Below are 13,633 nucleotides of genomic sequence, written 5' to 3' on the forward strand. Positions count from 1 at the left end.
AATTATTGCAGATCAAGTAAAAAAATATTGCGCTCTCCCAGAGCTGACACTAGAATTAGTCTCAGTCGCAACATATACCACTAGATATAGTGGTGTTGCGATTTCCCATTTATGGGCTGTTCAGCTTGTACCTCAGTGCAAAGTGTGTTGGCGGGCGAGTCCTGAACAGCTCCGCCCCCAGATGCGCAAAGCGATGCATGTCTTCGACATGCCGCAAGCGCCATCTGCAGTACGTGAACCCGGGTATGACCCGGCGTTCTAATTAATAACCATAAATAAGCAGCTGCATGGCTGCGGGCACCTATAGTCGAAGGAGGCTAGATGCATACGTCCCCAGAAATTTCCATGAAGTCCACCACCGAATTCGGTCTCGTCACGCCGCAAGCGCCGTCAGCCGAACCTCACGCGACGCTGTCGGTCAGCCTTGGCGACTACAAGATCATCCGCCGCAACGGCGCGGTCGTCGGCTTCGAGCCGTCGAAGATCTCGATCGCCATGACCAAGGCCTTCCTCGCCGTGAACGGCGGCCAGGGCGCAGCCTCGGCACGCGTGCGCGAGCTGGTCGAGCAGCTCACCTCCGGCGTGGTTTCGGCGCTGGTACGCCGCCAGCCTGCCGGCGGCACCTTCCACATTGAAGACGTCCAGGACCAGGTCGAACTGGCCCTGATGCGTTCCGGCGAACACGATGTCGCCCGTGCCTACGTGCTCTATCGCGCCAAGCGCATGGAAGAGCGTGCACAGCAGCAATCCGCGAAGGCTGTCGATGCACCGCAGTTGCACGTCACCGAAAACGGCCAGAGTCGTCCGCTTGACCTCAACCAGGTCCGCAGCCTGATCACGTCCGCTTGCGTCGGCCTCGAAAAGCATGTCGACGCCGAAGCCATCCTGGCCGAGACCGTCAAGAATTTGTACGACGGCGTGCCCGTCGAAGAGCTGCACAAGTCCGCCATCCTGGCTGCCCGCGCGCTGATGGAAAAGGACCCGGCCTATAGCAAGGTCACCGCACGCCTCCTGATGCACACCATCCGCAAGGAAGTCTTCGGCCAGGAAGTCGCACAGGCCGACGCGCAGCAGCACTATATTGATTACTTCCCGAAATTCATCAAGAAGGGCATCGCCGCAGACCTGCTGGACGACAAGCTGTCGCAGTTCGACCTGAAGAAACTGGCCGACGCCATCAAGCCGGAACGCGACCTGCAGTTCGGCTACCTCGGCCTGCAGACCCTGTACGACCGCTACTTCCTGCATATCCAGGGCACCCGCATCGAGATGCCGCAGGCCTTCTACATGCGCGTCGCCATGGGGCTCGCCCTCAACGAAATCGACCGCGAAGCCCGCGCCATCGAGTTCTACAACCTGCTGTCGTCCTTCGACTTCATGAGCTCGACGCCGACGCTGTTCAACTCCGGCACCCAGCGTTCGCAGCTGTCCTCCTGCTACCTGACCACCGTGTCGGACGACCTGGACGGCATTTACGAAGCGATCAAAGAGAACGCATTGCTGGCAAAGTTCGCCGGCGGCCTGGGCAACGACTGGACCCCGGTGCGCGCGCTCGGTGCTCATATTAAAGGCACCAACGGCAAGTCCCAGGGCGTGGTCCCGTTCCTGAAAGTGGTTAACGACACCGCCGTCGCGGTCAACCAGGGCGGCAAGCGCAAGGGCGCGGTTTGTGCCTACCTGGAAACCTGGCACATGGACATCGAGGAATTCCTCGACCTGCGCAAGAACACCGGCGACGACCGCCGCCGCACCCACGACATGAACACCGCGAACTGGATTCCCGACCTGTTCATGAAGCGCGTGATGGAAAAGGGCGAGTGGACCCTGTTCTCGCCGTCCGACGTTCCCGACCTGCACGACAAGTTCGGCCGCGCCTTCGAGGAAGCCTACCTCGGCTACGAAGCCAAGGCGGCCCGCGGCGAGCTGAAGCTGTTCAAGAAGATCCTGGCCATGGACCTGTGGCGCAAGATGCTGTCCATGCTGTTCGAGACCGGCCATCCGTGGATCACCTTCAAGGATCCGTGCAACATCCGTTCCCCGCAGCAGCATGTCGGCGTCGTCCACAGTTCCAACCTGTGCACCGAGATCACGCTGAACACCAACGATTCCGAAATCGCGGTCTGCAACCTCGGCTCCGTCAACCTGCCGGCACACATGAAGGATGGCAAGCTCGACCACGCCAAGCTGCAGAAGACCATCCGCACCGCGATGCGCATGCTGGACAACGTGATTGATATTAACTATTACGCCGTCAAGAAAGCGCGCGACTCCAACCTGCGCCACCGTCCGGTCGGCATGGGCATCATGGGCTTCCAGGACTGCCTGCACATGATGCGCGTGCCGTACGCCTCGATGGATGCGGTGGAGTTCGCCGACCGCTCGATGGAAGCCGTCTGCTACTACGCCTACTGGGCATCGACCGAACTGGCGGAAGAGCGCGGCCGTTACAGCTCCTACCGCGGTTCGCTGTGGGATCGCGGCATCCTCCCGCAGGATTCCCTGAAGCTGCTGGCCGAAGAGCGCGGCGGCTACCTGGAAGTCGATACCTCGGAATCGATGGACTGGGCATCCCTGCGCGACCGCATCAAGACCCACGGCATGCGCAACTCGAACTGTGTGGCGATCGCGCCGACCGCGACGATCTCCAACATCATCGACGTGTCCGCCTGCATTGAGCCGACCTATCAGAATCTGTATGTGAAGTCGAACCTCTCCGGCGAATTTACCGAGATCAACGAGAACCTGGTGCGCGACCTCAAGGCACGCGGCCTGTGGGACGAGGTGATGGTTGCCGATCTGAAGTACTTCGACGGCAGCCTGGCCAAGATCGATCGCATTCCGCAAGACCTGCGCGACATCTACGCCACCGCGTTTGAAGTCGATCCGAAGTGGCTGGTCGAAGCTGCCTCGCGCCGCCAGAAGTGGATTGACCAGGCGCAATCGCTCAATATTTATATGGCGGGCGCCTCCGGCAAGAAGCTCGACGAGACCTACAAGCTCGCCTGGTTGCGCGGCCTGAAGACCACCTACTACCTGCGCACCATCGGCGCGACCCACGCCGAGAAGTCGACCTCCAAGGCCGGCGCGCTCAACGCGGTGTCGGCCAACATGGGCGGCACAGCGGCGGATGCCTTCGCTACCGGCATGGCTATCCCGACCGAAGTCGCCGGTCCGGTGTGCACGCTGCGTCCGGGCGACGCCGGCTTCGAAGAGTGCGAAGCCTGCCAGTAACACGCCGCATGTGAACGGCGCGGCACACCCGCCGCGCCGTTTCCTTGAACATCACGCAACGACAACTACAATACCTCTGTAAGGAAGAACAGCCATGCTAAGTTGGGATGACGAAGCAACTCCTGTCGCAAAACCCGCTCAAGCTCCGCAACCGCAGCCGGCGCTCGCCGCCGTGACGCCCTCGGTCCTGCGCTCCAGCCCATCCGACATCGCACTGAACCCGGCACTGGTCACCAAGCCGCAAGCCGCCGCCGGCGACGCAACCCGCCGCGTGAATGCCGCCGACAAGCGCATCATCAACGGCCAGACCGACGTCAACCAACTCGTCCCGTTCAAGTATAAGTGGGCCTGGGACAAGTACCTGGCCGGCTGCGCGAACCACTGGATGCCGCAGGAAATCAACATGCAGCGCGACATCGAGCTGTGGAAGAACCCGAACGGCCTGACTGAAGACGAGCGCCGCGTCATCAAGCGCAACCTCGGCTTCTTCGTCACCGCCGACTCGCTTGCCGCCAACAACATCGTACTCGGCACCTATCGCCACATCACCGCGCCGGAGTGCCGCCAGTACCTGCTGCGCCAGGCATTCGAGGAGGCAATTCACACCCACGCCTACCAGTACATCGTCGAGTCGCTCGGCCTGGATGAAGGCGAGATCTTCAACGCGTACCACGAGGTCGATTCAATCCGCGACAAGGACGAATTCCTGATCCCGTTCATCGACGTGCTGACCAATCCCGAATTCAAGACCGGCACCGTCGAAGCGGACCAGACACTGCTGCGTTCGCTCATCGTGTTTGCATGCCTGATGGAAGGTTTGTTCTTCTATGTCGGCTTCACGCAGATCCTCGCGCTCGGTCGTCAGAACAAGATGATGGGAGCGGCAGAGCAGTATCAATACATCCTGCGTGACGAGTCGATGCACTGCAATTTCGGGATCGATCTCATCAACACGATCAAGCTCGAGAACCCGCACTTGTGGACTGCAGAGTTCCGCGAAGAGATCAAAGCGTTGTTTTTACGTGCAGTAGAGTTGGAATATCGCTACGCAGAGGATACAATGCCGCGTGGAGTACTCGGATTGAATGCACCGATGTTCAAAGGGTACTTGCGATTCATCGCGAATCGTCGCGCACAGCAGATCGGACTCGATCCGCTGTTCCCGCAGGAAGAGAATCCCTTCCCGTGGATGAGCGAGATGATCGATCTGAAGAAGGAGCGCAACTTCTTCGAGACTCGAGTGATCGAATACCAGACCGGTGGTGCACTGAGCTGGGAATGAAGAAGAACCGATCGCGAGTAGATAGCTTCAAGCGGATGGAGAGACAGCAGTCGACTCGCCATCGGTAAAGCGGAAAGAGACTGCAAAACCGAGAGGCTACAACCGAACTTAATGGACAGTAGACGAACGATTCGATCTTCTGTGATTCAGCCGCTGTGCTCGACTCCGTCGGGCAAGGCGGCTTTTTCTTTGAAAAACCTGTTGGGTTTTCAGAAACTGTATTCCCACGCCGGCTTTGCTGCCGGCGTTTTTTTTGGCTGCGAGGATCGCAGCGCCCTCTGAGCGCGCGACCAGGACCTCCGTCACCGCCGACGCGCGGCAGTGACTTCAAGAAGAGAGGCGTAGTCAATTGAGGCTGAAGTGCTGCATGTCTGAGGTGATGCAGCAGTTCAGCTGGTGCCGAATTCATTAGCGCAAACAGAAGTTTGCTTGTGCCGATGAATAATCCGCGTGGATCATCGCGATGGTCGATGCGGGTTTCCAACCTCGTAGTTTGAACTTTCTCATCACGTGAAGGAGAAACAAATGGCAACAGCAAAGAAACCCGCTGCTAAGAAAGCAGCCGCGGCGAAGAAGCCGGCCGCCAAGAAGGCAGCAGCTCCGAAGAAGGCAGCAGCAGCTAAGAAGCCGGTAGCCAAGAAGGCAGCAGCAGCCAAGAAGCCGGTAGCTAAGAAGGCAGCAGCAGCCAAGAAGCCGGTAGCTAAGAAGGCAGCAGCACCGAAGAAGGCCGCTGCCAAGAAGCCGGCAGCCAAGCCTGCCGCTGCAGCAGCTGCTCCTGCTGTGAAGACTGTGCTGAACCCGGCAGCGGCCTGGCCGTTCCCGACCGGCACCCGTCCGTAATAGCTTCGAGCTTGCTTGGATGCCTGATTAAGTTCAGGCAAAATGCCCGTGGTGTGGCTCTTGCCGCACGACGGGCTTTTTATTTTTGGAGATCAGATAGTGCTGAACAGCATCCTCACGTTGATTGTCGATACCGTCGCGGCCGTCCTTGGCGGCGTGCTGCTCCTGCGTTTCTGGATGCAGGTGGTACGGGTCCGGCCGCCGGCTGCGCTCGGACAATTCACGTTCCAGCTGACCGACTGGCTGGTACGGCCGATGCGCCGCGTGCTTCCAGGCGTCGGTGGGTACGACTGGGCCAGCCTGATCGCTGCCTTGGTAGTGATCGTGATCGCCGTTGCGATCGACCTCGCAGTCATGTCGCGTTTCCATCCGCAGGTCCTGGTGCTGCTGTCGCTGCTGCGCTTCTTCGAGTGGGTGTTTTATGGATTCATGGGCCTGCTTCTCATTGAAGTCATCTTCAGCTGGGTCAACCCGCATGCGCCGCTTGCCCCCTTCATCCGTGCGCTGAATGACCCGCTGCTCCGTCCGCTGCGTCGCGTCGTTCCGCTGATCGGCAACATCGATCTGTCTCCCCTCGTCCTGTTCATTCTCCTGCGCATCGGCCTGATGCTCGTGACCCAGCTGGTCATGTCGCTCGCATGACGCGCGACTGGTGTTCAGGCACCCCGGGCAGTATCAGGATATCCGTCCAGATCACGCCTAATGCCAAGAAGAGCGAAGTCATCGGCGTACTGGACAATGTGCTGAAGATCCGGCTGCAGGCGCAGCCGATCGAAGGCAAGGCCAATGAAGCGCTGGTCCGCTTCCTCGCCGACATGCTTTCCGTGCCGAAGAGTGCCGTTGCGATCACCCACGGACATACCAATAAACGGAAAGTGATCGAAGTGAACGCTTCAGCCCTGACCGTGGAGGGCGTCAGGAAGTCCTTGCTGGGTGAGGCCGGCTGAATCGGATCAGGTGTCCGATCGGTAACGGAAGCGCCGTCACTAACTAACTAATTAATAGCGGGCGACAGTGGACACGCCATTGACGGTCGTGATCCTGACCATGTCGCCGATGCGATAAGGTTCGCCTGGATTGACTCTGTAGGTGCGGCGCTCGCCGCCATCGAGCTGCACGGTGAGTTCGGTCGATGCGTTGCTCTTGCCTGCTTCTTCCACGCGCTGGCCCGCCATTCCGCCGGCCACAGCACCACCGATGCCCGCGACGGTGCTGCCCGTTCCGCTTCCGATCTTGCTGCCCGCGACACCGCCAAGGATGGTCCCGATGAACGAGCCCACGCCGGAAGGACGGCCGCCGCGGACGGTGACGTCGCGTATATCCGTCACACGTCCGGTCTCGATGATCGTGCTTCCCTGTGTGGACATGACTGGGGAAGGTGGATTGGATGCACATCCGGCAAGCAAGACCATGGTCATCGCAAGAGCTGGTATCGATACACGAACACGCATGAAGCCTCCCGTCGAACACCCCGGCCTGGCAGATATCAGAAGCGGTATCCGAATGCCTTCTGGAAGCGGTCTTCGATCTCCTGCCGGCTCTGCTTGTGATTCTGGCCGCCCTGAGACGCGATCTTGATCGAGCCCATCAGGCTGGCAAGCCGGCCGGTGGTCGCCCAGTCCATGCCATTGGTGATCCCATACAGCAGGCCGGCGCGGAAAGCGTCGCCGCACCCCGTCGGATCGACCACCTGGTCGGCCTGTACGCACGGAATGTCGATACGCTGGCCGTCAGTGAAAATCTCGGCGCCTTGTTCGCCGCGCGTGACGATGAGTGCGGAGACACGTTTGGCGATCTGGTCGAGTGTCAGGCTGGTGCGTTCGGTCAAGAGTTCCGCTTCATAATCATTGACCGCAACGTAGGTGGCCAGTTCAATGAAGTGTTCCAGTTCGGCACCGTTGAACATCGGCAAGCCCTGGCCCGGATCGAAGATGAAGGGAATGCTGAGGTCCACGCAATCGACCGCGTGCTGCAGCATCCCGTCGCGTCCGTCGGGGGCGACGATGGCGAGTTTCACCGGGCCGGCGTCCGCCACCTTGTTCTGGTGCGACATCGTCATTGCGCCAGGGTGGAATGCAGTGATCTGGTTGCCGTTGGCATCGGTGGTGATGAATGCCTGGGCGGTATAGCTGCTGTCAATGGTACGCACGCAACGGCGCGAGATCTGCAGGCGGTCAAGGCGCTCCAGATAGGGGGCACCGTCCTGGCCGATGGTTGCCATGATCAGCGGGTCGCCATCGAGCAGTTTCAGGTTGTACGCGATATTGCCCGCGCAGCCGCCGAATTCGCGGCGCAGTTCCGGTACCAGGAAGGCGACGTTGATCTTGTGCAGCTGGTCTGCCAGCAGCGCTTCGGAAAAGCGTCCGCCGAACATCATGATGGAGTCGAAAGCGAGCGAGCCGCAGATTAAGGATGTCATGGTTGCCTGCCAAAGAAAGATGGGTGATTGTAGCCGGAACTCGCCGCGATCCCGATAAGGGATTTCCTCAAAGTTTGTTACGGGTAAAACAGGTACACCCTGTAACCCGAGGCCTTGAGTTGTGCCAATTCAAAATGCACCTTGACCGGCTGTTCGGAGCGCGGAGCGAATCCCTTTTTCGCATCTGCCAGCTCCGACAAATATTCGCGAGGAACGAACACGCGGCGGGCAATCGGTTTTTCGTTATTGTCGTTGAGCGTCAGCTCGATGTTCGGCCAGGCTTGCGCGGTCGCCCCATGATTGCGCAGCAGGACGGTCAGTGCGAAGGTATTGGCGCCGGCGGCCAGCGTTTGCAGTTCGCTGGACTCGATGGACACGGACTCGATTTGCGCGGGCAGGCCTACCTGGCAGCCGAGCTTGAAACAGGCGTTCAATAGTGCCTGCTTGGTTGACGGGAACCATGCGGCAATCTGGTCGCGGAAGACATATCCGCCCTGCGCAATCAATCCGATGAACAGGAAAAGGGATCCGATTGCCATGAACATCTGCAGCGCGTGGCCGATGCGCTCCTTGCGCCGGCCTTGCTTCACGAAGCTCGGTTCCTCGTATTCCGCGGCTTCCGCCTGGTCGAGCGCATCGCCCTCTGCCGGGGCGGATGCATCCTGCTCCCGGCGCCAGGGTTTGGCTTCGAGGTCGTCGATTGCCTGTTCGATCGGATCTTCTTCTTCGACCGTGACGTGCTCTTCCGGTGACGCCGCCACGACCGGCTCGCGGCGCTCGTGAGCGAAGTCCATCAGCGTCATGCGCAGGAGCGGATCGTCCTTCGGGGGCTCATCTGCCGGAGGCGAGGTTTCGAATTCTTCCTTTTCTGCTTCGGCCAGGGTGGTGTCGGATGAGTCAGGAAATACTTTCGGCGGGACGGGCGTTTCCTTCTCGGGTTCCTTCTCCGTGCCGCTCAGGTCTCCCAGGTCGAAATCCACGCTCGGCGCGGATTTTTCCTGAACGGGAGGCGTCGGTTCGGGTTTCGGTTCCGGGGCAGGGGGGCGCGAGATATCGTGCGCTGGGTGGCTGACAGCCTGCTCCAGCTCTTCCGGGCGAAGCAGGTTTTCGATACCGTTGAAGATCTGCTTGCACGCGCCGCAGCGGACGAGGCCGGCGCGCAGTTTCAACTGGTCATGCGCGACCCTGAATGTCGTTTGGCAATGCGGGCACTGGGTAGCGAGCGCCATCGCTGTTTAGTCAGTGGCGGAGGACTGGCCGGAGAGGGCGACCCAGCCTTCGCGCTCGGCCCATACGGACAGCTTGATGAATGGGGCATAGGCTGCCGCGACCTCATCGGCCTGGCGTTCGAGGACGCCCGACAGGACCAGCCGTCCGCCAGGCGCGACGCGGGACGACAACATCGGCGCCATCAGTTTCAGCGGACTGGAGAGGATGTTGGCAACCACGATATCGTAGGTTTTCTGCTGGGCCGCAGCGGAGAATTCTTCCGGAAGATAATAGTCGATTTCGCAGCGATTGCGTTCGCTGTTGTAGCGTGCCGATTCGATCGCTTGCGGGTCGATGTCGACACCGCACACGAGGGCGCCGCCCAGCTTCTTGGCGACCATTGCGAGGATGCCGGAGCCGCAGCCGTAGTCGAGCACGGACAGGCCTTGCGGGGCATGCGCCTCGAGCCACTCCATGCACAGGCGGGTGGTCGGATGGCTGCCGGTGCCGAACGCCAGGCCCGGGTCGAGTTCGAGGACCAATGCGTCCGGGTCCGGGGCATCGTGCCAACTGGGCACGACCCAGATGTTCTTGCCGATATGGATCGGTTCGAACTGGGATTGCGTCAGGCGCACCCAATCCTGTTCGGCTACGGCACGCAGGCTGTACGGCGGGACGGCGATGCCGCATTCGGTGGCAGCCGCCGCGACGATCGCAGCGAAATCCGCGTGTTCGTCGGCCAGCGCAACCACGCGGCTGTGGTCCCATGCCGTTTCCGAGGGTTCCATGCCAGGTTCGCCGAACAGGGGCTTTTCCGCCTCGGTGCCTTCGTCGGCATCTTCGACCGAAACCGACAATGCGCCAACCTCCATCAATGCATCGGACAAGGCCTCTGCGTGGTCGCGTGCAACTTCAATGACGATTTCGGTCCAGCTCATAGTGATGCCTTGTTTACTTGGCCGACTTGCCGTTGCCCTTGGGGAGGTCGGGCTTGTCTGCCAGTTTCTGCTCGAGGTAATGGATGTTGGTGCCGCCTTCGATGAAGCGGGCGTCCACCATCAGTTCGCGATGCAGGGGGATGTTGGTCTGGATGCCTTCGACCACCATTTCGGACAGCGCGATCTGCATGCGGCGGATCGCCTGCTCGCGGGTAGCGCCGTAGGAAATCACCTTGCCGACCATGGAGTCGTAGGTCGGCGGCACGAAGTAGCCGGCATAGGCATGCGAATCGACGCGGATGCCAGGGCCGCCCGGCGCGTGCCATGCAACGATCCTGCCCGGAGACGGGGTGAACTTGAACGGGTCTTCGGCATTGATGCGGCACTCGATCGCATGGCCGGAGAGTTCGATGTCGCGCTGGCGGAAGCGCAGCTTCTCGCCCGCTGCGATGCGGATCTGCTCCTGCACCAGGTCGACGCCGGTAATCATTTCCGTCACCGGATGTTCCACCTGGATACGGGTGTTCATCTCGATGAAATAGAACTCGCCGTTCTCGTACAGGAATTCGAAGGTGCCCGCGCCGCGGTAACCGATCTTGCGGCAGGCTTCGGCACAGCGGTCGCCGATGCGTTCGATCAGTTTGCGCGGAATGCCGGGTGCCGGCGCTTCCTCGATCACTTTCTGGTGGCGGCGCTGCATCGAGCAGTCGCGCTCGCCCAGCCAGACGGCGTTCTTGAATTCATCGGCGAGAATCTGGATTTCCACGTGGCGCGGATTCTCCAGGTACTTCTCCATATAGACTTCCGGATTGCCGAATGCGGCGCCGGCTTCCGACTTGGTCATGGTGACGGCGTTGAGCAGCGCGGCTTCGGTATGCACCACGCGCATGCCGCGTCCGCCGCCCCCGCCTGCCGCCTTGATGATGACCGGGTAGCCGATCTTGCGGGCGATGCGGATGATTTCCTTCGGATCTTCCGGGAGCGCGCCTTCCGATCCGGGCACGCAGGGCACGCCAGCCTTGATCATCGCGTGCTTGGCCGACACCTTGTCGCCCATCATGCGGATTGATTCGGGACGCGGGCCGATGAAGACGAAGCCGGATTTTTCGACGCGCTCGGCAAAGTCGGCGTTCTCGGAGAGGAAGCCGTAGCCGGGGTGGATCGCTTCGGCGTCAGTGACTTCTGCCGCGCTGATGATCGCCGGCATATTCAGGTAGCTCATCGACGACGGCGCAGGGCCGATGCAGACGGATTCGTCGGCGAGCTTCACATACTTGGCTTCGCGGTCGGCCTCGGAGTGGACGACCACGGTTTTGATGCCCATTTCACGGCAGGCGCGCTGGATACGCAGCGCGATCTCCCCGCGGTTGGCAATTAGAATTTTTTCGAACATGGCGGATGGGGTGTCTTGCTTGTGTCGTTTTTGGGAGGAGGGGAAGTGCGCGGCATCTATATATATAGATACCGCTTGCGCACCTCTTAACCGATCACAAACAGCGGCTGGCCGAACTCGACGGGCTGGCCGTTCTCCACCAGGATTTGCTTGATTACGCCGGTTGCGTCGGCGTCGATTTCATTGAGAAGCTTCATCGCTTCGATGATGCACAGGGTGTCGCCTTCCTTGACCGTCGCGCCGATTTCGACGAACGGGGGATTGCCAGGGGCGGAAGAGCGGTAGAAAGTGCCAACCATCGGCGACTTCACAATGTGGCCTTCCGGTTCGGCCGGGGCTGCTGCGACAGGGGCGGCGGCCGGAACGGCGACAGGAGCAGCGGCATGGGCAGCAACGGTGTGCGGCATGGACTGCGGCTGCATCATCACCACTTGATTCTGCGGTGCGCCCGAGGATTTGACGATACGGACTTTGCTTTCGCCTTCGGTGACTTCCAGCTCGGCGATGTCTGATTCGGCGACGAGGTCGATCAGCGTCTTGAGTTTTCGTAGATCCATATGAAATCCCTCAGTTTTGTGTACTTATTACAATTGGAATCGCCACAATTATAAGTTGATTGGCGGCGAGATATTGAAAATTACTGAAATTTACAGCTTTTTGAGTGCGAACTCGATCGCGGCACGGTATCCGTCGGTGCCCAGTCCGCAGATCACGCCAACGGCGATTTCGGACAGGTAGGAGTGATGCCGGAAGCTCTCGCGTTTGTGGATATTGGAGATATGTACTTCGACAAACGGGATGGCGACGCCCGACAGGGCATCGCGCAGGGCGACGCTGGTATGGGTCAACCCGCCCGGATTGATGACGATCGCATCCACGCCCTCAGCCTTCGCGGCTTGGATGCGGTCGATCAGTGCGCCTTCATGGTTGCTCTGGAAGCAGGCGATGGTCGCGCCGGCTGCGGTCGCTTGCGCGCTCGCAGCCTGTTCGACATCGACCAGCGTCGTCGAGCCGTACACCTCCGGTTCACGTGTGCCCAGCAGGTTCAGGTTCGGGCCATTGACCAGAAGAAGTTTTTTTGCCATGGAGTTACGACTCCGTTTGACGAGGATGCCGCATTTTGCCGCCAAATGATGCGCGCTGGCAAGGAAAAAAGATGCCTTGGCGACTAGAGCCCGCTAAGGGATTTCCGCAGTTCCTCCATTTTCAGGCGGCCCAGGTAGGTCTTCTTTACCTGTCCGTCGCGTCCGATAATGACCGTAAAAGGCAGGCCGCCTCCCTGGTTGCCCAACGCGCGCGACAATTCGCTGCCATTAATTCCGCCTACATAAAGTGGATAGCTGATGCGGTACTTTCTGGCGAAATCGGCGATATTGGAAGCAGAATCAATGCCAATGCCGAGAATCTGGATGTTTTGCGCCGCAATCTCCTGTTGCAATGCAGACAATTCCGGCATTTCATCGACACACGGGGCGCACCACGTCGCCCAGAAGTTGACGATGAGCGTGCGATCCTTCCACTGGTCGAGGTGTTGCTCCTGGCCGTCGGCATCCTTCATCGTTTGCGACAGAAATGTGCCGACAGCAGAAGATTGCGCCGGAACCGGGGAAAGTCGCTGATTGGCGAAAAAAATCCCGAAAACAGCGAAGAGGATGGCAACCCCGCTGAAAAGGATAGCATTTTTCTTCATTTTTTCTCTGATTCCGCAATCAAGGCACGCACGGCGTCCACATTGGCACGCCCTGGCCGGCCGTCCGGCCCGGGTTTTACCGCGCCACGCACATCGTCAGCTTCATGCAGGGCCAGGTGAACGCCCTCGTCATGCCACATGAAGCTGACGGTTTCAACCGGATCGGCCCGGCCACTGAAATGACTGGATTCCGAGACTTCGAAGTCAACATTCTTGTTAAGAAGGAAAATTTCGACATCTTTTGCGCTTTCCGGAAAAAGCTGAAGATGGATATCCGAGTGCTCTCCTGCTGTCCCATTCAGGACGGCGCCGGTCAGGTAGGGGGAAAACCGGGCGAGGTCATCCATCAGGCGCACGGCCAGCTTGCGCAGGTGCAGCAGGCGCGCGGGCTGGGTGTCGGCGAAGAAGAGTTCGTTGTATACACGCACTTCGTCTTCGATCTGCGCGTTATCCGGCATGATCTCGCCGCGCACCTTGGCGTTGCCGAGCACCTGCTTCGCCGCTTTTTTCTTGGCGGTGGCGTAATCCGAGCCGTCCTCTGCGATCAGGCGGGCCGCAGCGGCGGCGATCTCCGCGCGCAGCATCTCTGTATTGGTGGTGAAATTGCTCATGGGGCTCGATGATACGTGAG

At 60.0% G+C, this 13,633-nt stretch carries 14 protein-coding genes; 5 read left to right on the forward strand and 9 right to left on the reverse strand.

From position 1 onward, the window contains the following. The first annotated feature begins 321 nt into the window (after positions 1 to 321). From AC3WOY_RS18285 to AC3WOY_RS18305, 5 genes are all read left to right on the forward strand, one after another. Positions 322 to 3,231 (forward strand): ribonucleoside-diphosphate reductase subunit alpha, encoded by a 2,910-nt coding sequence (locus AC3WOY_RS18285; protein ID WP_492426295.1) that lies wholly within the window; start codon positions 322 to 324, stop codon positions 3,229 to 3,231. Positions 3,232 to 3,325: 94 nt separating this feature from the next. Next, complete coding sequence (locus tag AC3WOY_RS18290; protein ID WP_492426297.1) at positions 3,326 to 4,513, forward strand: ribonucleotide-diphosphate reductase subunit beta; 1,188 nt, start codon at positions 3,326 to 3,328, stop codon at positions 4,511 to 4,513. Positions 4,514 to 5,038: 525 nt separating this feature from the next. Continuing rightward, positions 5,039 to 5,353, forward strand: a complete 315-nt coding sequence (locus tag AC3WOY_RS18295) for a histone H1-like repetitive region-containing protein (RefSeq protein WP_492426299.1) — start codon at positions 5,039 to 5,041, stop codon at positions 5,351 to 5,353. A 99-nt stretch (positions 5,354 to 5,452) separates the two neighbouring features. Further along, entirely contained in the window at positions 5,453 to 5,995 is a 543-nt protein-coding gene (locus tag AC3WOY_RS18300) for a YggT family protein (protein WP_492426301.1), read from the forward strand. Further along, positions 5,992 to 6,300, forward strand: a complete 309-nt coding sequence (locus tag AC3WOY_RS18305) for a DUF167 domain-containing protein (RefSeq protein ID WP_492426303.1) — start codon at positions 5,992 to 5,994, stop codon at positions 6,298 to 6,300. Before AC3WOY_RS18300 ends, AC3WOY_RS18305 begins: the two co-directional genes overlap by 4 nt. A gap of 51 nt (positions 6,301 to 6,351) precedes the next feature. Here AC3WOY_RS18305 and AC3WOY_RS18310 read toward each other — a convergent pair whose 3' ends face one another. The 9 genes from AC3WOY_RS18310 to AC3WOY_RS18350 all read right to left on the reverse strand — a co-directional run bounded on the left by AC3WOY_RS18310 (position 6,352) and on the right by AC3WOY_RS18350 (position 13,613). Then, positions 6,352 to 6,804, reverse strand: a complete 453-nt coding sequence (locus AC3WOY_RS18310; protein ID WP_492426305.1) for an outer membrane lipoprotein — start codon at positions 6,802 to 6,804, stop codon at positions 6,352 to 6,354. A 35-nt stretch (positions 6,805 to 6,839) separates the two neighbouring features. Then, on the reverse strand, positions 6,840 to 7,772 hold the full coding sequence (locus AC3WOY_RS18315; protein WP_492426307.1) for a carbohydrate kinase family protein: 933 nt from the start codon (positions 7,770 to 7,772) through the stop codon (positions 6,840 to 6,842). A gap of 77 nt (positions 7,773 to 7,849) precedes the next feature. Further along, the gene (locus AC3WOY_RS18320; RefSeq protein ID WP_492426309.1) at positions 7,850 to 9,001 is read right to left on the reverse strand and encodes a DUF3426 domain-containing protein; all 1,152 of its coding nucleotides are present in this window, start codon (positions 8,999 to 9,001) and stop codon (positions 7,850 to 7,852) included. A 6-nt stretch (positions 9,002 to 9,007) separates the two neighbouring features. Continuing rightward, positions 9,008 to 9,919 (reverse strand): 50S ribosomal protein L11 methyltransferase, encoded by a 912-nt coding sequence (gene prmA / locus AC3WOY_RS18325; RefSeq protein WP_492426311.1) that lies wholly within the window; start codon positions 9,917 to 9,919, stop codon positions 9,008 to 9,010. A 13-nt stretch (positions 9,920 to 9,932) separates the two neighbouring features. Next, entirely contained in the window at positions 9,933 to 11,312 is a 1,380-nt protein-coding gene (accC, locus tag AC3WOY_RS18330; RefSeq protein WP_492426313.1) for an acetyl-CoA carboxylase biotin carboxylase subunit, read from the reverse strand. An 86-nt stretch (positions 11,313 to 11,398) separates the two neighbouring features. Continuing rightward, positions 11,399 to 11,869: an acetyl-CoA carboxylase biotin carboxyl carrier protein gene (gene accB, locus AC3WOY_RS18335; RefSeq protein WP_492426315.1), complete on the reverse strand. Its 471-nt coding sequence runs from the start codon at positions 11,867 to 11,869 to the stop codon at positions 11,399 to 11,401. Positions 11,870 to 11,959: 90 nt separating this feature from the next. After that, a complete protein-coding gene (gene aroQ / locus AC3WOY_RS18340) occupies positions 11,960 to 12,397 on the reverse strand; it encodes a type II 3-dehydroquinate dehydratase (RefSeq protein WP_492426317.1) in 438 nt (145 codons plus the stop codon). Positions 12,398 to 12,480: 83 nt separating this feature from the next. Continuing rightward, entirely contained in the window at positions 12,481 to 13,002 is a 522-nt protein-coding gene (locus AC3WOY_RS18345; protein ID WP_492426319.1) for a TlpA disulfide reductase family protein, read from the reverse strand. Then, positions 12,999 to 13,613 carry a hypothetical protein gene (locus AC3WOY_RS18350; protein ID WP_492429354.1) on the reverse strand — a complete coding sequence of 205 codons (615 nt, stop codon included), beginning with the start codon at positions 13,611 to 13,613 and terminating at the stop codon, positions 12,999 to 13,001. The genes AC3WOY_RS18345 and AC3WOY_RS18350 overlap by 4 nt, the downstream gene beginning before the upstream one ends. Between the last annotated feature and the right edge of the window lie 20 nt (positions 13,614 to 13,633).

The sequence above is a fragment of the Noviherbaspirillum sp. FW303-A3 genome (assembly GCF_058788695.1).